Source organism: Lacinutrix sp. MedPE-SW (assembly GCF_001874145.1).
GTDB lineage: Bacteria > Bacteroidota > Bacteroidia > Flavobacteriales > Flavobacteriaceae > Lacinutrix.
This window is the reverse complement of sequence record NZ_MPCX01000006.1, coordinates 1-19,787: the sequence shown is the minus strand read 5'-3', so window position 1 is coordinate 19,787 and position 19,787 is coordinate 1. Positions and strand designations below refer to the sequence as shown.

Annotated in this window: 15 protein-coding genes; 11 read left to right on the top strand and 4 right to left on the bottom strand. The window is 31.0% G+C overall.

Annotation, left to right across the window (positions count from 1 at the left end):
- Positions 1–65: 65 nt before the first annotated feature.
- Both BM549_RS07175 and BM549_RS07170 read left to right on the top strand, forming a co-directional pair.
- Positions 66–926 (top strand): OmpA family protein, encoded by an 861-nt coding sequence (locus tag BM549_RS07175; RefSeq protein ID WP_290469646.1) that lies wholly within the window; start codon positions 66–68, stop codon positions 924–926.
- A gap of 163 nt (positions 927–1,089) precedes the next feature.
- The gene (locus BM549_RS07170) at positions 1,090–2,454 is read left to right on the top strand and encodes a cytochrome c peroxidase (protein WP_290469645.1); all 1,365 of its coding nucleotides are present in this window, start codon (positions 1,090–1,092) and stop codon (positions 2,452–2,454) included.
- Here the strand turns inward: BM549_RS07170 and BM549_RS07165 are convergent.
- Positions 2,451–3,071, bottom strand: coding sequence for an L-threonylcarbamoyladenylate synthase (locus BM549_RS07165; protein ID WP_290469644.1), 621 nt, complete (start codon positions 3,069–3,071; stop codon positions 2,451–2,453). The genes BM549_RS07170 and BM549_RS07165 overlap by 4 nt on opposite strands.
- Positions 3,072–3,179: 108 nt before the next feature.
- Between BM549_RS07165 and BM549_RS07160 the strand changes: the two genes are divergently transcribed.
- Together BM549_RS07160 and BM549_RS07155 are read left to right on the top strand one after the other, a co-directional pair.
- Positions 3,180–4,139 carry an aspartyl protease family protein gene (locus tag BM549_RS07160; RefSeq protein WP_290469643.1) on the top strand — a complete coding sequence of 320 codons (960 nt, stop codon included), beginning with the start codon at positions 3,180–3,182 and terminating at the stop codon, positions 4,137–4,139.
- 74 nt (positions 4,140–4,213) lie between these two features.
- Positions 4,214–5,104: a hypothetical protein gene (locus tag BM549_RS07155; protein WP_290469642.1), complete on the top strand. Its 891-nt coding sequence runs from the start codon at positions 4,214–4,216 to the stop codon at positions 5,102–5,104.
- Here BM549_RS07155 and BM549_RS07150 read toward each other — a convergent pair whose 3' ends face one another.
- Positions 5,105–7,444: an ATP-dependent helicase gene (locus tag BM549_RS07150; RefSeq protein WP_290469641.1), complete on the bottom strand. Its 2,340-nt coding sequence runs from the start codon at positions 7,442–7,444 to the stop codon at positions 5,105–5,107.
- A 153-nt stretch (positions 7,445–7,597) separates the two neighbouring features.
- Here BM549_RS07150 and BM549_RS07145 point away from each other — a divergent pair, with 153 nt between their 5' ends.
- The 3 genes from BM549_RS07145 (at position 7,598) to BM549_RS07135 (ending at position 11,328) form a co-directional block, all read left to right on the top strand.
- Positions 7,598–8,944 carry a LuxR C-terminal-related transcriptional regulator gene (locus tag BM549_RS07145; RefSeq protein ID WP_290469640.1) on the top strand — a complete coding sequence of 449 codons (1,347 nt, stop codon included), beginning with the start codon at positions 7,598–7,600 and terminating at the stop codon, positions 8,942–8,944.
- A 220-nt stretch (positions 8,945–9,164) separates the two neighbouring features.
- Complete coding sequence (locus BM549_RS07140) at positions 9,165–10,730, top strand: FMN-binding glutamate synthase family protein (protein WP_290469639.1); 1,566 nt, start codon at positions 9,165–9,167, stop codon at positions 10,728–10,730.
- 79 nt (positions 10,731–10,809) lie between these two features.
- A complete protein-coding gene (locus tag BM549_RS07135) occupies positions 10,810–11,328 on the top strand; it encodes a hypothetical protein (RefSeq protein ID WP_290469638.1) in 519 nt (172 codons plus the stop codon).
- A 51-nt stretch (positions 11,329–11,379) separates the two neighbouring features.
- Here BM549_RS07135 and BM549_RS07130 read toward each other — a convergent pair whose 3' ends face one another.
- Both BM549_RS07130 and BM549_RS07125 read right to left on the bottom strand, forming a co-directional pair.
- Positions 11,380–12,312 (bottom strand): patatin-like phospholipase family protein, encoded by a 933-nt coding sequence (locus BM549_RS07130; RefSeq protein ID WP_290469637.1) that lies wholly within the window; start codon positions 12,310–12,312, stop codon positions 11,380–11,382.
- 46 nt (positions 12,313–12,358) lie between these two features.
- Positions 12,359–14,410, bottom strand: a complete 2,052-nt coding sequence (locus BM549_RS07125; RefSeq protein ID WP_290469636.1) for a M1 family metallopeptidase — start codon at positions 14,408–14,410, stop codon at positions 12,359–12,361.
- A 158-nt stretch (positions 14,411–14,568) separates the two neighbouring features.
- Between BM549_RS07125 and recG the strand changes: the two genes are divergently transcribed.
- The 4 genes from recG to BM549_RS07105 all read left to right on the top strand — a co-directional run bounded on the left by recG (position 14,569) and on the right by BM549_RS07105 (position 19,685).
- The gene (gene recG, locus BM549_RS07120; protein ID WP_290469635.1) at positions 14,569–16,671 is read left to right on the top strand and encodes an ATP-dependent DNA helicase RecG; all 2,103 of its coding nucleotides are present in this window, start codon (positions 14,569–14,571) and stop codon (positions 16,669–16,671) included.
- 36 nt (positions 16,672–16,707) lie between these two features.
- Positions 16,708–17,289 (top strand): tRNA-(ms[2]io[6]A)-hydroxylase, encoded by a 582-nt coding sequence (locus BM549_RS07115; RefSeq protein ID WP_290469781.1) that lies wholly within the window; start codon positions 16,708–16,710, stop codon positions 17,287–17,289.
- A gap of 84 nt (positions 17,290–17,373) precedes the next feature.
- The gene (locus BM549_RS07110; protein WP_290469634.1) at positions 17,374–17,904 is read left to right on the top strand and encodes a CIA30 family protein; all 531 of its coding nucleotides are present in this window, start codon (positions 17,374–17,376) and stop codon (positions 17,902–17,904) included.
- Positions 17,905–17,936: 32 nt separating this feature from the next.
- Positions 17,937–19,685 carry an FAD/NAD(P)-binding protein gene (locus tag BM549_RS07105; protein WP_290469633.1) on the top strand — a complete coding sequence of 583 codons (1,749 nt, stop codon included), beginning with the start codon at positions 17,937–17,939 and terminating at the stop codon, positions 19,683–19,685.
- Positions 19,686–19,787 lie beyond the last annotated feature (102 nt).

The following is a 19,787-nucleotide window of genomic DNA, read 5'->3' as shown; positions in this document are numbered from 1 at the left end:
TCTTTTAACATTTTAAAATTAGCTACTTTTGAAATGTTAAAATTTAATTTTATTACATAATAACTATGAAAAAACTATTAATATTTGGTGCTGCGGCATTATTAACTTTAAGTTCATGTGTGTCTAAAAAAGACTATATGGCACTTGAAGACAAACACAAGGAAACTCAAGATTTATTAAATACAGCAACTGTTAAACTAAATAAGTGCTTAGCAGACGAAGCTGCTTCTGCTGCACGATTACAAGAATTAAAAGATCGTTTAGCAGATATGAAATCAAGCAACCAAGCATTGATTGAAACGTCTAAAGATTTAACTGTTTTAACAGCACAAGGTGCTAAAAATGTTGAAAAATCTCTTGAAAGCTTAAAAGAAAAAGATTTAAAAATCTCAAGATTACAAGATGCTTTAACTAAAAAAGACAGTGTAACTTTAGCTTTAGTAACTAGCTTGAAGAAAGAAGTTGGTTTAAACGATGAAGACATTGAAATTAATGTTGAAAAAAGTGTAGTATTTATCTCATTATCAGACAAATTATTATTTAAAAGCGGAAGCTATAACATTACAAACAGAGCTAAAGAAATTTTAGCAAAAGTAGCTACAGTAATTAATGGTAAGCCTAACTTTGAAGCAATGGTTGAAGGTCATACAGACAATGTTCCATATAACAGAGGTGGCGTATTACTAGACAACTGGGACTTAAGTGTAAAAAGAAGTACATCTATTGTAAGAGCATTACAAGAGTTAGGTGTAAAACCAGAACAATTAATTGCTGCTGGACGTGGAGATCATTTACCATTAGTATCTAACGATACTGCTGAAAACAGAGCCATTAACAGAAGAACAAAAATTTACATTCTTCCAAAAATCGATCAATTTTACGAAATGATTGAAACAGAAATGAAAGAACTTTCTAAAGAAGGATAAAAATTAAATTTAATATGTAAGAAGCCCAATCGAAAGATTGGGCTTTTTTTATTGTTTATAAATAGCCTTTAAACCACTGAAAAAGTAATTAGTCGAAAAAAGAAATATTACTTACAAAAGTTTTACTTAATTTATATATTAGAAATAACTAACCAATGTATAAATGCTAATTATTAATTTAAAAAATAGCTTAAATAAAATCTTTGTTATTATAGCAATATGTTTTATTGTTTCTTGTACAGACGAACCATATTATGAAGCAGCATCAAATTTAGACACAGAATTATTATCATTATTAAATTCTAATTCTAATGGTCAAGGTCTAGATTATTTTATACTACCAAACTCAACAGATTATTTAAATATACCACAAGACCCTAATAACCCTTTAAATGCAAGCAAAGTAGAATTAGGAAAAATGTTAGTTCATGAAACTGCTACTGGAGGAAACCCTAAAATGGAAGCTGCACAAAATTCATATTCATGCGCTAGCTGTCATCCTGTAGCTGCAGGTTTTTATTCTGGTAATTTACAAGGAATTGGTGAAGGTGGAAGTGGTTTTGGTTTTAATGGAGACAATAGAATTTTAGATGCCAACATGCCTGTAGACTCTATTGATATTTTACCAATTAAAGTACCAAGCTTATTAAATGTTGCCTATCAAGACGTTATGCTTTGGAATGGCTCTTTAGGAGGCACTGGCATTAACGCTCCTTTTGTAGCACAAAATGCAAATACAATTCCAGAAAATCTTTTAGGCTATCAAGGTTTGGAAACACAAGGCATGGTAGGACAAACTGCACACAGATTAAAAATTGACGAAGAATTTGCTATTGAGTATAACTACAAAGATATGTTTGATGCTGCTTTTCCAGACTTTGCAGAAAGTGAGCGCTATACAAAAGTTACTGCAGGTTTAGCAATTGCCGCTTTTAACAGAACACTATTAGCAAACCAATCGCCTTGGCAAAATTGGCTTAAAGGTGATTATTACGAAATGAGTACTCAAGAGAAAAAAGGTGCTATTTTATTTTTCGATAAAGCACAATGTGTTAATTGCCATACAGGACCAGCACTAAAATCTAACAATTTTTATGCGCTTGGTATGGGAGACATTAACCATAGCAATGGTACTGTAATAAACCAACAGGATTTTGAGTTTAAGCGTTTAGGTCGCGGCGGCTTTACAAACAACAGTAACGATAATTACAAATTTAAAGTGCCTAATTTATATAATTTAAAATCTAACCAATTCTATGGCCATGGTGGTACTTTTAACTCTATACAAGAAGTAATAACTTATATTGTAAGCGGAGAAAAAGAAAATGAAATAGTTCCAGATAGCCAATTAGCGCCAGAGTTCACTAATTTAAATTTAACAACTCAAGAAATTATAGATTTAACTGCTTTTGTTGAAAATGCGTTATTTGACCCTAATTTAGAACGCTATGTTCCGGCAAGTGTATTTTCTGGTAATTGCATACCTAACAGTGACGAACAATCACAAATAGATTTAGGCTGTAATTAAAAAATCTCTAAACTACCTTTTCCTTCTCTAACAATTTCTGGCTCGTTGTTAGATAAGTCAATAATTGTAGAACCTTGATTACCGCCATAACCACCATCTATAACTAAATCTACTAGGTTATCCCATTTTTCTAAAATAAGCTCTGGATCTGTAGTATATTCTAAAACCACATCTTCATCTCTAATAGATGTTGATACTAAAGGGTTACCTAAAGCTTTTACTATTTCTAAGGTTATATTATTGTTTGGAATACGAATACCAACTTCTTTTTTCTTTTTAAAAACCGAAGGCAAAGATTTAGAACCAGGAAGAATAAATGTATAAGGTCCAGGCAAAGCACGCTTTAATATTTTAAATGTAGTAGTATCTATTTGCTTTACGTAGTCACTTAAATTACTTAAATCTTCACATATAAAAGAAAGGTTGGCTTTTTCTAATTTTACACCTTTAATTCTGGCTATACGCTCTAACGCTTTAGTATTATTAATATCACAGCCTAAACCATAAACAGTATCTGTTGGATAAATAACCAATCCGCCTTTTTTTAACACGTCTACAACCTTTTTTATCTCCTTAGGATTAGGGTTTTCTTCGTAAATTCTTATAAAATCTGCCATAAGTAAAAATCTATAATTTATGCTGTTTACAACTGGTTCGTTAAATCTAAAATAAAGTTAAAAATTTAATTTTCTGTAACTTTTTAAAATTTATAATGTCTTTATAATGTGCCAAAAGTAATAATTGTAATAGTACTACTCTTTTTTTGTTTGCAAACTAGCAATGCAGACAACAGTAACCCTATACTCTTTTCTAAGGCAGAAATGGTAAACAAATATACAACTAGAATACCATTTAAACTTGTAGACAACCTTATAGTTGTTGAAGCCGAAGTACTAAATAAAAAGGGAAATTTTATTATTGATACAGGATCTGAAGCTTTGCTATTAAATAAAGTTCATTTTCCATCAAAATACATTCAATCTAAAAAATCATCAGAAACATCGGGAATTATTTCTTTAATAGATAAACCGCTTGAACGTAGTTTAAAAGCATTTACAATACAAAGTTTAAACATAAAAAATAAACGTTGCGATGTTTTAGATTTATCTCATATAGAAAAAACAAAAAACATGAACCTTTTAGGTGTAATAGGCTATAGTATACTTAAAGATTACGAAGTTTTTATAGATTTACATCTAAATCAAATTACGCTTTCTAAAGTAGATAAATATGGCAATAAACTAGATGAAAATGTATATCTTGAAAAGATAGTTGATAGTGTAAATTTTAAATTAAAAAACCATACTATAATTTTAAATTGCACAATAAATAATCAAAAGTTAAAATTTGGATTAGATACCGCTGCAGAGTTTAATCAAATTAATAAAAATGTATCTAAAAAAGTTTTAAAATATTTTATTCCGAAGAAAAGATTACAATTGGTAGGTGTTAGCAATAAAAAAATAGAAGTTTTGGCAGGGAAATTGCACCGTGTAAAACTAAGTGAAACTGTTTATTTTGGACCAATGAATACCATATTAACTAACTTAAATAAAATTAATATTGCTTTTGGTACAGATTTAGACGGTATTTTTGGGTATGATTTTTTTGCACAAAAAAGAACTATAATAAACTATCGAAAAGAGAAAATATATTTTATTAATTTTCCATTTAAAAGACATTGAAAACAATAAACACATACCTAGTTTTTATACTTATATTTTTTATAGGCAAACATTCTTTTGCCCAAGAAAACACTATGAAAGGTTATAAAATAGAAGGCGATGAAGTTGTTTTTACTTTTAATAAAAATGATTATAAAAAAGTATCTCATGATGCCTTTGGTATAGCTGAAGATTTTAAAGATTTCGACATTGAAAATGTTGTTGTCTCTGGAAACTTTAATAATTGGTCGAAAGATAAGTGGTACATGAAAAAAATTGATAATGAGAATTATGAACTCAGAAAAAAGCTAACCGATTTTAGCGATGATTTTTCTTGGGAGTTTAAGTTTGTTATCAATAATAATTTTTGGGCAGAACCTTCTAAAAAAGACCCTAATATAATACAAGCAACTAAAGATGGTACACATTTAAATGTATACAATCTTAAAATGTATACAGGTGCATATCCAGATAAAAATGGGAATGTTAGATTTAGACTTCGTGGCTATGAAAATGCTAAAAACGTAGTACTTTCTGGTACTTTTAATAGATGGAACGAATCTATTTTTAAAATGTATAAAATTACTAATGGTTGGGAAATTATTTTAAAATTAGACCCAGGTAATTACGAATACAAATTTATTGTTGATGGCAAATGGATGGAAGACCCAAGTAACCCAGATAAAGTTACTAATGAGTTTGGCGAGTACAACTCACACATAAATGTGCAACGAAGAGTTACCTTTAAACTCAACGCCTTTCCAGATGCCAAAAACGTTATACTTACAGGAAGTTTTAATAATTGGAATGAGACAAAATATAGAATGACAAAAGTTAATAATACCTGGACATTTTCTTTAGTTATGTCTGGAGGTAAACACCATTATAAATTTATTGTAGACAATAAATGGATAACAGATCCTGACAACTCTGTTAGAGAATATGACGACCAAGGTAATATTAACTCGGTTTGTATGGTTAAATAATTAGCCTATAATATTTAATTTTGCAAAGCGTAATAATAGTTTTTTGCTTCCGCCAACATCAAATTTAATTTCAGCTTTAATATCGCTTCCTTTTCCTTCTATTTTAATTACTTCTCCTTTTCCAAAGCGTAAATGACTAACAATGTTTCCTACTGCTAATTCGCTATCAAATAAGTTAGTATTATCTGCAACCATAGCCTTTTCTACTTTTTTAAGCTTTTTTGGAACACTTAATTTAAAGTTTTCTGGTTCTTTTTTGGCTGTAGTTTTCTTCTTAAATTTTGGCTGTACAGGTTTTTTAAATCTTATTTTATTAGGTTCTACATCTCCAAATATATCTTGAGAAAGCATTGGGTTTATTCGTCTTTCTTCAATTGGAGTTGTTATATCTAAAAATTTATCATCTATTTCTTCAATAAATCTACTAGGTTCAGAATCTATTAGTTTTCCCCAACGGTATCTTGATAGCGCATAGGTTAAATAGGCTTGTTTTTCGGCTCTTGTTAAAGCCACATAAAACAACCTACGTTCTTCTTCGAGTTCGCTACGCGTATTCATACTCATTGCACTTGGAAACAAATCTTCTTCTAAACCAACTATAAATACATGGTTAAATTCTAATCCTTTTGCTAAGTGAATTGTCATTAAAGCGACATGATTGGGGTCACCTTTATCACCGTCTAAATCTGTTGCAAGTGCAACATCTTCTAAAAATTCGGCTAAATTACCTGTAGAATCTGCTACTTCTATTTGTCCTTCAACAAAATCTTTAATACCGTTTAAGAGTTCTTCAACATTTTCAAGTCTTAAAACACCTTCTGGAGTACCATCTTTATTAAATTCTCTTATTAAACCACTACTTTTTGTAATATGCTCGGCAAGGTCGAAAGCATTTGCCGTTTGGTTCATTACTTGATAGCTTTCAATTAGAGTTACGAAATCTTTTAATTTATTTCGTGTTCCTCCATTTATATTAATTTGTATAGAATCTATTTCTTTTAAAACTTCAAAAATAGTTTTACCGGTTGCATTTGCAGCAACTATTAACCTATCTATTGTTGTTTGCCCAATACCTCTTGCTGGATAATTAATAACACGTTTTAAAGCTTCCTCGTCTGATGTATTTAAAACTAAACGCAGGTAAGCCGTAACATCTTTTATCTCTTTACGTTGGTAAAATGAAAGACCACCGTAAATTCTATATGGTATATCTCTTTTACGTAAGGCATCTTCAATTGCACGAGATTGTGCATTGGTTCTATATAAAACTGCAAAATCACTGTTTTGCAATTGGTTATTCATTTTTTCTTCCCAAATAGTACTTGCTACAAATCGACCTTCATCTCCATCTGTTAATGAGCGATTTACTTTTACTTTTGGTCCATCATCATTTGCGGTCCAAACAACTTTATCTAATTTTGTTTGGTTGTGATCTATTACTGAGTTTGCTGCTCCAACAATATTTTTTGTTGACCTATAATTTTGCTCTAAACGGTATAGTTTTACATTGTCGTAATCTTTCTGAAAATTTAATATGTTATTAATATTTGCTCCACGGAATGCGTATATACTTTGGGCATCATCACCAACCACACATATATTTTGAAAACGATCTGCTAATGCTCTAACTATTAAATACTGCGAATGGTTTGTATCTTGATACTCATCTACCAATATGTAACGAAACTTATCTTGGTATTTTGCTAAAACAGCTGGAAAACGCGTTAATAACTCGTTAGTTCTTAATAATAAATCATCAAAATCCATTGCTCCTGCTTTAAAACAACGGTTTACATATTCTGCATATATTTCTCCCATTCTTGGTCTGCGTGCCATAGCATCTGCCTCCATTAACTCTGGGTTTTTAAAATATGCTTTTACAGTTATTAAACTGTTTTTGTATGAAGAAATTCTACTATAAACTTGCTTTGTTTTATAAACGTCTTTTTCTAGTCCCATTTCTTTTATAATAGAACCTAAAAGCTTTTGAGAGTCTTGTGTGTCGTAAATTGTAAAATTACTTGGAAATCCTAAATGGTGACCTTCGAAACGCAAAATTTTAGCAAAAACAGAGTGAAATGTTCCCATCCATAAATTTTTAGCTTCACCATCACCAACAATTTCGGCAATTCTGCCTTTCATTTCCTTTGCTGCTTTATTAGTAAATGTTAGTGCTAAAATATTAAACGAGTCTACACCTTGATTCATTAAATAAGCAATACGATAAGTTAATACTCTCGTTTTACCAGAACCTGCTCCTGCAATAACAATCATAGGGCCATCTTTTTGGATGGTTGGCGCTAATTGCGCTTCGTTTAATTGGCTTAAATACTTTTCCAAATCTCTTTCTTTTTTAAGGGTATAAAAATAAGTATTGTTGTGCGGTTTACTTCTTGGTTTTATTAATAATTATAAACAATTAGCAATTATTTTGGCTAACATATTTTTAGATATATTTGTAATGCTATTACTAATTTCTAAAAAAACCAATTCTTGAGCTCGAATACAGAAAAACTATTTCTGTTGGCCTTTTTGTGTATTACTTCGGTAACACTTAATATGCTTACAGCACAAAACATCTCTTATTATAAAGATTTTGATAAAAATCTAAACATTGAAACTATTGACAATGTTGAGTTTAAAACATATAAAAAAACGATAAACGATGGTTTAAACACTTTTAATTATTGGTTTAAAATTGATGATTTTAAATCTAAAAATAATTATATACAGTTTAAAAACGCGCATATTACTAATGCAATTGCTTACCAAAGTAATCTACCTATTAAAACAGAAGAATTTGAGCGCCATACAACGTTTAAAATTACAAATCCCGAAACAGTATATATTAAGGTAAATATTACTAAAGAAGCATACATACCAATTAAAGTTTCTACAACGACTAACTTTCAATACAACGAAAAAAAACAAATTCTTTTTACAGGATTTTATTATGGCTTTGCCTTAGTTATATTATTAATTAACCTATTTTATTTTTTAAACTTTAGAGATTATACATTTTTATACTACTCTTGTTTTTTACTTACTATTACTATCGCTTTATTTATAAGTGATGGTTTATTAAATTTATTAGGAGTTACACAAACAATGATAGATTTTATAGAGACTAGTGATCACTTTTTAGTTTCTGTTACAGCCTTAATTTTTGCAACTTCTTATTTACAAATAGAAAACTATTATCCTAAACTTAAATACTTATCTCTTGTTTTAGTAATAATAATTGGAATACTATCGGTTTGCTATGTAGCAAATTTTAATTTTAAATATTTTATTTATTTAGAAACCTTAGTCTTTATAGTTTGTTTAATTTACATAATCGCAGCAGGATTTCTATTTAAAAGAAACAACTTCTCTAAAATCTTTCTTCTCGCCTATTCCTTTATTTTAGTTTTAGGTTTTTGTTACTACGTTTCAAAACTATATGGCTTTAGTATTTGTGAGATTACATCAAACCAAGTTAAAATTGGTGGCATTATAGAAATGCTTGTGCTTTCTTATGCTGTAGTTTATAGAACAAAAGCTTTAAAAATAGAGAATAAAGAAATTAGAAATGCCATTGTAAATTATATTAAAGAAATTAATGAACTATCTAAAACGGTTAACAAACAAACAGTAAAAAAAACAATTAAAAATAGAAAAACGCTATTAAGTTTTAGAGAAACAGAAATCATGCAACTTATTGCTAAAGGACAAACAAATAAAGAAATTGCATTGACTTTGCATATTTCTGAAAACACTGTAAAATATCATGTTAAAAACATTTACACGAAATTAAATATTAAAAGTCGAAAAGAAATTCCTGTAATTATTAACAAATAAGTTAAACCGTACAAAAACCAAGACATCCAACAAGTAACCTACCCAAAAACCACCCGTTTTTTTCGCATAAAAAATGAAATTTGCATTAAATTTACAATGCTATTAATCATCTATATATATTTAAGAAAACCGACTTCAAAACTTTTGATATCGGTTTTCTTTTTTCTCTTAAAGCTATTAAAGGTTTAATTCTTATTTTTGAGAAAATTCTTTCTTACACATGGATACTTTTTTAAACTTTATTGCAAACATCACTTGGTGGATGTGGATTATAATTGTATTAGTAATAATTGCGCTTCGAGATATTATTCAAAGAAAACATACTATTAGCCATAATTACCCAATTGTTGGGCACTTACGTTATTGGTTTGAAAGTATAGGGCCAGAGATTAGACAATATTTTATTGCAAATAATAGAGAAGAATTACCATTTAATAGAATTGAGCGCGGTTGGGTTTATGCCTCATCAAAAAACGAAAACAATTACGAAGGCTTTGGTACAGATCGTGATATTTACGCACACCAACACATCTTTATAAACAATGCAATGATACCTTTTAAAATAAAAGAAGATCATATTAATGCTAAAGATAAGTACTTTTTACCTTGCGCTAAAGTTATTGGTGCTCACAATAACAGAAAACGACCATACAGGCCTGCATCTATAATTAATGTTTCTGCAATGAGTTATGGCTCACTATCTGCAAGAGCAGTAGACTCTTTAAATAAAGGCTGTAAAATTGCAGGTGCTTACCATAACACTGGAGAAGGCGGATTATCACCTTACCATAGCAATGGTGCAGATGTTGTTTTTCATTTTGGAACTGGTTATTTTGGAGTTCGCTCTGAAGACGGAAACTTTTCTATGGAGAAAATGAAAAAATTAGTAGAAAAAAATCCTTTTATACGTGCTATAGAGTTAAAATTATCTCAAGGAGCTAAACCTGGTAAAGGAGGCGTTTTACCTGGAGCTAAAATCACGAAAGAAATTGCAGAAATTCGCGGAGTTGAAATTGGCAAAGATGTTTTATCACCGCCAACACATAAAGCCTTTAGTACAATACCAGAAATGGTAGATTTTATTGAAGCTATAGCCAATGAAACAGGATTACCTGTAGGTATTAAAGCTGCCATTGGAAAATTAGAGCAATGGGAAGAACTAACAGATATAATGGTAAAAACAGGAAAAGGTCCAGATTTTATTACTGTAGATGGTGGCGAAGGTGGAACCGGAGCAGCTCCACCAAGCTTTGCAGATCATGTTAGTTTACCTTGGGTATATGGCTTTGGAGATTTATACAAACTATTTCAAAGAAAAGGATTAGAAAAACAAGTTGTATTTATTGGTAGTGGTAAATTAGGTTTCCCAGGTAAAGCAGCAATGGCTTTTTCTATGGGTGTAGATGTTATAAATGTTGCTAGAGAAGCCATGATGAGTATTGGTTGTATACAAGCTCAAGTATGCCATACTAATAGATGCCCTAGTGGTGTTGCTACTCAAAGTAAATGGTTGCAACGTGGTATAGATGTACCATTAAAATCTGAACGAGCAGGACAATATTTTAAATCTTTTAGAAAAGAGTTTTTAGAAATCACTCATGCTGCAGGTTACGAGCATCCATGCCAGTTTAAAATGAATGATATTGAAATGAATATTGACGACCATAACTTATCTGCAGAATTAAGCACTACATACCAATACGATAAAACACCAGTACCTTTTAATGGCATGCAAGCTCTAAAAGATTGTGAGCATTTAGGTGGTTATAAAAAACCAACACAATAAACTTTTAAATGTAGTTTCAATTTACTTGTACAACATTTTTAAACATATTAAGTTTGTTTAATAACTAAAACACACTTTAATGGAAGACCAATTATTAAACCTTTTAATGTACGCTGTACCTTCACTTATTGTAGGTTCTGTAGCATTTTTATTTTTTAGAGAACACATTCAAAATGAAGATGACAGACGTAAATTTTTAATTCACAAACAATTACAAAAAGAATCTCTACCACAACGTCTACAAGCTTACGAAAGGTTATCTCTATTTTTAGAGCGTATTAATCCTAATCGATTAATTTTACGAGTAAATCCTGTGTCTTCAAATAAAAACGATTATGAAATGTTATTGATAAATAATATAGAACAGGAGTTCGATCACAATTTAGCGCAACAAATATATGTTAGCGATAATTGCTGGAGTGTTATTAATGCATCAAAAAGTGCTACAATTCAACTTATTAGAAAAATAAGTATGAGCGATAAAATTGATTCTGCTGAAAAACTTAGAGAAGCTATTATTACAGAAATGATGGATAAAGCTGCGCCAAGTAACGCGGGACTCTCATATATTAAAAAAGAAGTTAGCGAACTTTGGTAAGTTATAATACTTTATAAAAAAAGCGATATCTAAATTTAGATATCGCTTTTTTTATTCATCTTTTATAGGTTTTATAGGCACTGTAGAACTATTAGGGTTATTATCACCATGTTTTTCTTGAGCATAAAGAAAACCTTCCATCCACCATTTTTCCATTAATCCTTTATTAAAAATTAACGAGTTCTCTGTCAATTTAGTTGGTGTGTAGTATAAGTTAAGTGTTACATTTTTATGCAATGCTGCTAATTTTCCAATTGTAATATCTCCTCTTTCTACTTGATCAAGCAAATGGCCAAAAAGATTAATCATAAGTGAAAAGGGATTTTTACCTAATACTTTATTGTATTCTAGGTTTTCACTTTCAAGAATAATAGCGTCAATTTCTGTTGCACCTCTATTAATGGCTTCTCTTATTGGTACAACACAACCCAAACCACCATCAGCATACTCAAAACCATTTTTCTTTACTAGAGACATAAATGGAATGTAGTTGCATGAAATCCAAATCCAATCGCAAAACTCTTCATATTCAAAATCGTTTATAGATTTATATTCTGTTCGGTTTTTAGATAGGTTAGCTACTGTTACAACAACATCTTCTTTAGTTGCTCTAATTTGATTAAACTCTGCTTCAGTGAAGTTTTTTTTAATATTTCGTCTTAGCGCTTTACTTTCACCAAATGTTCTTCGTTTTTTTATAAACTGAAGCATGGTATTAAAATAATTAATAGACACATATTCTCTACCTTTTTTCTTTTTTACAACAAAAGGGTTGATACTAAAAATAGAATGTTGGTTTACGTGTGTAAAAATATCGTAGAGTTTACCAAGATTTTCTGTGGCTAAATAAGGAATAAGTAAGCTTCCCGTAGAGGTTCCTAAAAACATGTCGTACTCTTTTCCTTCCTGTTCTATGAGATATTGAGCTACGCCACCCGCAAATGCGCCTTTACTTCCGCCACCAGAAATTACTAATGCTTTCAATATTAGTTGTTGAGTTAGTTATTGTTTAGTTGCAATATTAGAATAATTACTTTTCTTTTAATTGCTCCTGCAAATTAACAATTATCTCTTTATATTTTTCATCTTCGCTTAATGATTTCAATAAATCTCTAGCAAAACTCTTAAATCGCCAGTTATGATGCGATGTAGCGTCTATTAAATTTAACAACGAATCAACATTAAATATTTGAAGCTTATTTATATAATTAAATGCATTTTCGCGAGTTTGGAATCCATATTCTGGCGAAGTATAACTTGTTAACTCATTAATATACAATGCATTTAATCTAGGATTATATTCTTTTGTTACAAGTGCTAATGTTAACCACAAACATCTTACATTTCTATTATTAAAACCAATAACATCTTTGGTAGCTTCTAAATATTTTACTCTATCATAAGGGTAGTTATTCCATAAATTAATTAAAGCAAGCTCTTTTGTAAGGTAAGAAGCGTCTTGTAATAACGACTCATTTTCTTTTTTAAATCCTTCAGGCATTCTATTTGCTAATAGTTGTCTTACTTTTATTTCGTTAGAGTTAAAAGCCTCTTGAATTAAGTCTTTATAAGTAGGATAATCTGGCTTCTTTAACGCTTCATTTAAAACCGCTATTCTTTCAGTATAATACCCTTTTGGTAATTCCATAACTAGACTTGATGGTATGTAACCGTTTTCGTCTGTTCTGTATTTTAAATAATCTGCATCTTCAATAGTTTCTAAAAAAGCAATACTTTCATTCTTTTTTAGAGTTGTTCTCATTTTAGCAATTGGCAAATCTTTAGACAGTAACCACTCTTTTTTAAAAGCATCTAAATTCTGTCCAGAAACCTTTTCAACTTCAGTTAAAAAATTATCTGTGTTTACATTTTTAAACGCATATTTATTTAAATAGTTTTTTACAGCGGTTTTAAATAGCTTCTCTCCTATTTTCTCTTTTAAAATATGTAAAGCCCAAGCGCCTTTTTTATAAAAGGTAACACTACTTGCTTTTGGGTCTAACAATGGTGTGGCTTCATCTTTTACTTGTTGGTTTATTAACTCTTTTGCGTATTCATAAAGTGTATTGTAGTAATAGTCATCACCAAAAATATCTCGCTCTGCTAATAAGGCATAATAAGTAGCAAAACCTTCTTGAAGCCAGTGGTGTTTTCCTTCTGTAGCTGTAACATAATCGCCAAACCATTGGTGTGCAAGCTCGTGAGCATTTACGTTTACGTAGTTTTTATCTACAAACGAAGTTTTATCAATCATAAAATCATCGCTAAAAATAGTAAGTGTTGTGTTTTCCATACCAGAATACAAAAAGTCTTTTACTGGTACTTGTTTGTAGTTTTGCCAAGGATAAGCTAAACCAATTTCTTCTTCCAAGAAATCGAACATTTGCTTTGTGTAGCGGTATGTTGGCTCAACTTTAGTCGAATCTTCAGGATAATAATACAGCGCAATCGGCACGCCGCTTTTAGAGGTTATTTCCTTTTTATTGTATTTACCAATAGCTAATGCTACAAGATAACTAGGCATAGGTTTTTGCATGTTGTAATGCCAAGTTGTAGTTTTTTCTCCTATGTCTTTATTTATAAGTTTTCCGTTAGCCACAACGCTATAATCGTTGTCATGCGTTATAGTTAAATTAAATTCTATTTTATCATTAGTATCGTCTAAACTAGGCAGCCAGTTACTTGTATATTTCCCTTGACCTTGCGTCCAGATTTGGTTATAATCATTATGTTCAACAAAATAAAGTGCTTTTTTAGGTTTTACATAATAGCTAATTAGTAAACTGTGAGAATCTCCTTTTTTAAACGATTGTTTAATTACTATTTGCTTATTATTATAATCATGAGCTACAGATTTATTATTTAATTTAAATTCTAGTTGTTCAAAATTTTTAGCATCTAAATAAATAGAATCTACATTTTTTAGAATTTTAAATTGATATAATACTTGTCCGCCAATTCCTTTATCTACTGCTTTTGTAGCTACATTTACTTTAGCCGAGATAAAATCTACATATTCTGTTTGTTGCGCTTCCGCGGAAAAAAATATTAACGCAATTATTATGCATAGGAACTGTTTCATAGATAGTATTTTATAAGGATGCGACCAAAATACAATTTTTAACATTTTTACATAAATTGCAAAACACAATAAAAACTTAAATTTTTTAATTCGAGCTAAAATATGACGTGTAAATAATACTTTCACTTTAAATAGAAATACCTTAATTTCGTTTTCTAATGGCAACTAACCTACAAACTCCTATAGACTACTTAAAAGGTGTTGGACCAAATCGTGCCGATTTGCTTCGCAAAGAACTTGGCATACACACTTACCAAGATTTAATAAATCTATTTCCAAATCGCTATTTAGACCGTACAAAATACTATAAAATTAACCAGTTAAACCCAAGTACGGCCGAAGTACAAATTATAGGAAAAATTACAAGTTTTAAGGAAGTCGCACAAAAAAGAGGCAAACGATTAGTAGCTACTTTTCAAGACGAAACAGGCACCATGGAATTGGTTTGGTTTCGAGGTCAAAAATGGATTCGTGAATCGCTAAAAAAAAATGTGCCTTACGTGATTTTTGGTAAAACAAATTTGTTTGGTGGCAAGTTTAACATGCCACATCCAGACATAGAATTAAAGACAGAACACGAGCAAAATTTACGCTCTACAATGCAACCCATTTATCCTTCTACAGAGAAACTTTCAAACAAAGGAATCACTAACAGAATGATGATAAAAATCATGCAAAATCTGTTTATAGAAACGGGTGGAAAATTTGTTGAAACGCTCTCGAAAAACATCCTTGAAAACCTTAAAATAATTTCTAAATCTGAAGCCCTTTTTAACATCCATTTTCCTAAGAGTCCAGAGCTACTTTTTAAGGCACAATTTAGACTAAAATTTGAAGAATTATTCTACATACAATTACAATTAATTTTAAAAAATTTAATTCATAAATCTAAAATAAAAGGCTTTCCTTTTGAAAACGTTGGAGCTCTTTTTAATACCTTTTTTAAACACCATTTACCGTTTGAATTAACTGGTGCACAAAAACGAGTACTCAAAGAAATTAGAGCAGATTTAGGTAGTAATGCACAAATGAACCGACTTTTACAAGGTGATGTTGGTTCTGGAAAAACAATTGTTGCACTAATGTCAATGTTAATGGCGCTTGACAATGGTTTTCAAGCCTGCTTAATGGCGCCAACTGAAATTTTGTCAGTTCAGCACTATAACGGTTTAATTGAACTATGTAAAGATTTGAATATCAGTATAAAATTACTCACAGGTTCAAGTAAAACTTCAGAGCGTCGTGAAATACACGACATGCTAGAAAATGGCGAATTAGACATCTTAATTGGCACTCATGCTTTACTAGAAGATAAAGTAAAATTTAAAAATTTAGGACTGGCAATTATAGATGAGCAACATCGATTTGGAGTAAAACAACGTTCTAAATTATGGAAAAAAAACACCTTTCCTCCTCACGTTTTGGTGATGACCGCAACACCAATTCCGCGAACATTAGCCATGTCGGTTTATGGTGATTTAGACATCTCAATTATTGACGAATTACCACCCGGAAGAAAGGCCATAAAAACGGTTCATAGATACGACTCAAATAGGCTAAAAGTTTTTCAGTTTTTACGATCTGAAATTAAGAAAAAAAGACAGGTTTATATTGTCTATCCATTGATAAAAGAAAGTGCTCAAATGGACTACAAAGATTTAATGGATGGCTACGAAAGTATTGCCCGAGATTTTCCTGCTCCAGAGTTTCAAATTTCTATTGTTCATGGCAAAATGAAACCTGCAGATAAGGAGTTCGAAATGCAAAGATTTATTAAAGGTCAAACACAAATTATGGTAGCAACAACTGTAATTGAAGTTGGCGTAAATGTGCCAAATGCATCGGTAATGATTATTGAAAGCGCAGAGCGTTTTGGGCTATCACAATTACACCAATTACGTGGTCGTGTTGGCCGTGGTGCAGAGCAAAGTTATTGTATTTTAATGACGAGCCATAAACTCTCTGAAAACAGCAAAAAACGCATTGAAACCATGGTAAGAACTAATGATGGTTTTGAAATTGCCGAAGTAGATTTAAAACTTCGTGGTCCTGGAGATATTATGGGAACACAACAAAGTGGTATATTAAATCTTAGAATTGCAGATATTGTAAAAGACAACGACATTTTACAACACGCTAGATATTACGCAAAAAAGGTTTTAGAAAAAGATCCATCGCTTGGCCACCCAGAAAATGCTGTAATTCTAGAAACATACAGGCAAATGAGTAAGTACAAGAATATTTGGAATTATATTAGCTAATACAATACCTTTGCCAAAAAACAGTACATTATGAGCATGCTTCACCTAAAATTAGAAACCGATCCACGTTGGGTAACCATTGTAGAAAGTAATATTGAAGAAATTTTAACCGATCATGCTTGGTGCGAACAAAAAGCAGCTACAAACGCTATAACAATAATCACCAACAATAGTGAACATGAAGAGTTGGTAACAGAGCTTATAAAATTAGCTCAAGAAGAATTGGAGCATTTCCAGATGGTTCACGATATTATTAAAAAACGCGGCTACACTTTAGGTCGTGAGCGTAAAGACCATTACGTAAACCAATTGTATAAGTTTATGAATAAAGGCGGAAGCAGACAACAAAGCTTTGTCGATCGCTTATTATTTTCGGCCATGATAGAAGCACGTAGTTGCGAACGTTTTAAACTTTTATCGCAACGTATAAAAGACAAAGAACTCTCTAAATTTTACCATGATTTAATGATTAGCGAAGCTGGACATTACACTACATTTATAACCTTTGCAAGAAAATATGGCAAAGGCATTGATGTAGATAAACGCTGGAAAGAGCTTGTAGCATTTGAAGGCGAGTTAATTAAAAGCTACGGTAAAAGCGAAACCATTCACGGCTAAAGCGCTCTAATTCCTACTAAACCTTTTAACTTTTTATTGAGATAGAAAAACAATCATAACATGTAAATTTGGTAAAAACACGCTATGAAACTATTAGCTAACATTTTAACCTTATTTATAGTAATGAGCACTACTCCTATTTTTACATTTTCTAAAAACGCTAACATTTCTAACTGGCGTATTGTAGACGATGTTGTTATGGGCGGAAAATCTAACGGAACCTTTTCACTAAACAATAATGGTTATGGTGAGTTTAGCGGTAAAATATCTTTAGAAAACAATGGTGGCTTTTCATCTGTACGCTATAATATGAAAACCATAGCGGTTAAAGCAACTTCTAAAATTATAGTAAAATTAAAAGGTGATGGCAAAACCTACCAACTTAGAATAAAAGCAAATACTAACGATAGGCATTCGTACATAAAACCATTTACTACCTCTGGCGAATGGCAAACTATAAGTATCGATTTAAATGCTATGTATCCCACTTTTCGAGGTAAAACGCTAGATATTCCAAATTTTGATAAAACTTCAATAGAAGAACTTGCGTTTTTAATTGGCAATAAAAAAGAAGAACAATTTAAGCTACTTATAGAAAGTATTAGTTTAGAGTAAGTCTTTCAGTGTAAAAATTTTAAAAACTAAAAATGAACCAACCCATACAAACCATTGCTATAATTGGATGTGGACCAAGAGGTCTTTCAGCATTAGAAAATGTAATGATTGCTTTAGCAAAAGCCGAGTTTAAATCACTTCCAAAGGTTATAATTTTCGAAAAATCGTCGCAATTAGGCTGTGGTTCAATTTACAATTTAAACCAACCAGATACTAACTGGTTAAATATTTCGGAACGTGCATTAACTATAGACCAAAGACCTGCATTAGATTTTAAGCATTTTAAAATTGAAGGTTTTCAATCTTACCATGATTGGACAGGAAAAAGTAAAGACGACATTATAAATAACAAACATGAAGTCTTCCCAAAACGATCGGAAATAGGAAAATATTTAAAAGCACGCTACAACTCTATTGCAAAAACGCTAGAAGAGCACGATATTTTATCTGTTTTTAATACTGAAGTTATAGAGGTTGAAAACAACAATCCGTGTTTTACAATTACTGCAAAAAATGGTAACACCTATAATGCAGACGACGTTGTGCTAACTATTGGCCACCAAGAAACCGAATGCTCGCAACAGCTTAAAGACTGGTTAAAATATGCCAAAGAAAATAGTGATGTAAACCTCTTTTTAAAATCGTACCCAATAGAAAATTTACTTGCTATAGATTATAAAACCGAAGCGCATAACGTAGGCCTTAGAGGTTTTGGACTAGCAACTATAGATGTTGTTAGAGCTTTAACTAAAGTAAATGGCGGCCATTTTGAAGTGGTTAATACAGAAACTCATAAAATGAAATATCATCCAGGAGAAAGCGAATTAAAACTTATTCCTTTTTCTTTAGATGGTTTACCAATGGCTAGCAAACCTTTAAACTCTAAAATAGACGCATTATTTACACCAAGTGCTTCTAAAATTTTAAGTTTTAAGTCAGAATTACTTCAAATTAGAGATAATGAATCGTACAGTAATGGTAATACATTTTTAATTGAAGCCATTGCAACTGTTGTTGCACACCAGTATATGCTATTAGGGAACCACGCTTACCATCATAATTTTACAGAAAACGCTATAAAAACAATTATTGAAGCGTATTTAAAAGACGATAGTTATACACATGAGCTGCTACTATCGCATGATAACGCACCAGAAGTAATTATTCAAGCTTATGTAGACATGGCAACCGCCACAAAACCTATAAGTTTAGATTATTGTCTAGGTCAAGTTTGGCGACACTGCGAACCTACTTTATACGCTATGATGTCGCACTCTAAATTAAAAGACCAAGTTATAGACCAAGTTATTGCGCTAGACGAACGCATGAAACGCTACGCCTTTGGACCACCAATAGAAAGCTTACAACAACTTTTAGCTTTAACCTATCAAGGCACTCTAAATTTAAACTTTGTAAACAATCCAGAAATTACATTGAAAGAAAACGGTTGGCAACTGCAAAAACACAACCAAGAAATTATAGTAGACACTATGATTAATGCGGTTTTAGACAGCCCTAAAATTGAAAAAGTAATCGCTCCAATTGTAACAAATTTATTAAGCGACAATTTAATACAAGCTATACATAGTAAATTAGGTGTAGAAACTAAACCTAACGGATTAGTAATTTCTAAAAACAAAAAACAAACTCTTAATCTAGCCGTTTTAGGTAGGCTTGCAAAAGGTAGTGTTGTTGGTGTAGATGCTATTTTAGAATGTTTTGGACCTAGAATTAAAGATTGGGCAAATGGTGTGGTTGAACGAATTCATGATAAAAATTAAACTAAAAAGTTGCGATAACCTGCCAAAAATAAAATATATACAAACTTTAATAAAAGTTGGTATATACCGCCAAATTTGTTTGCTAACCGGTACAAAATTGAT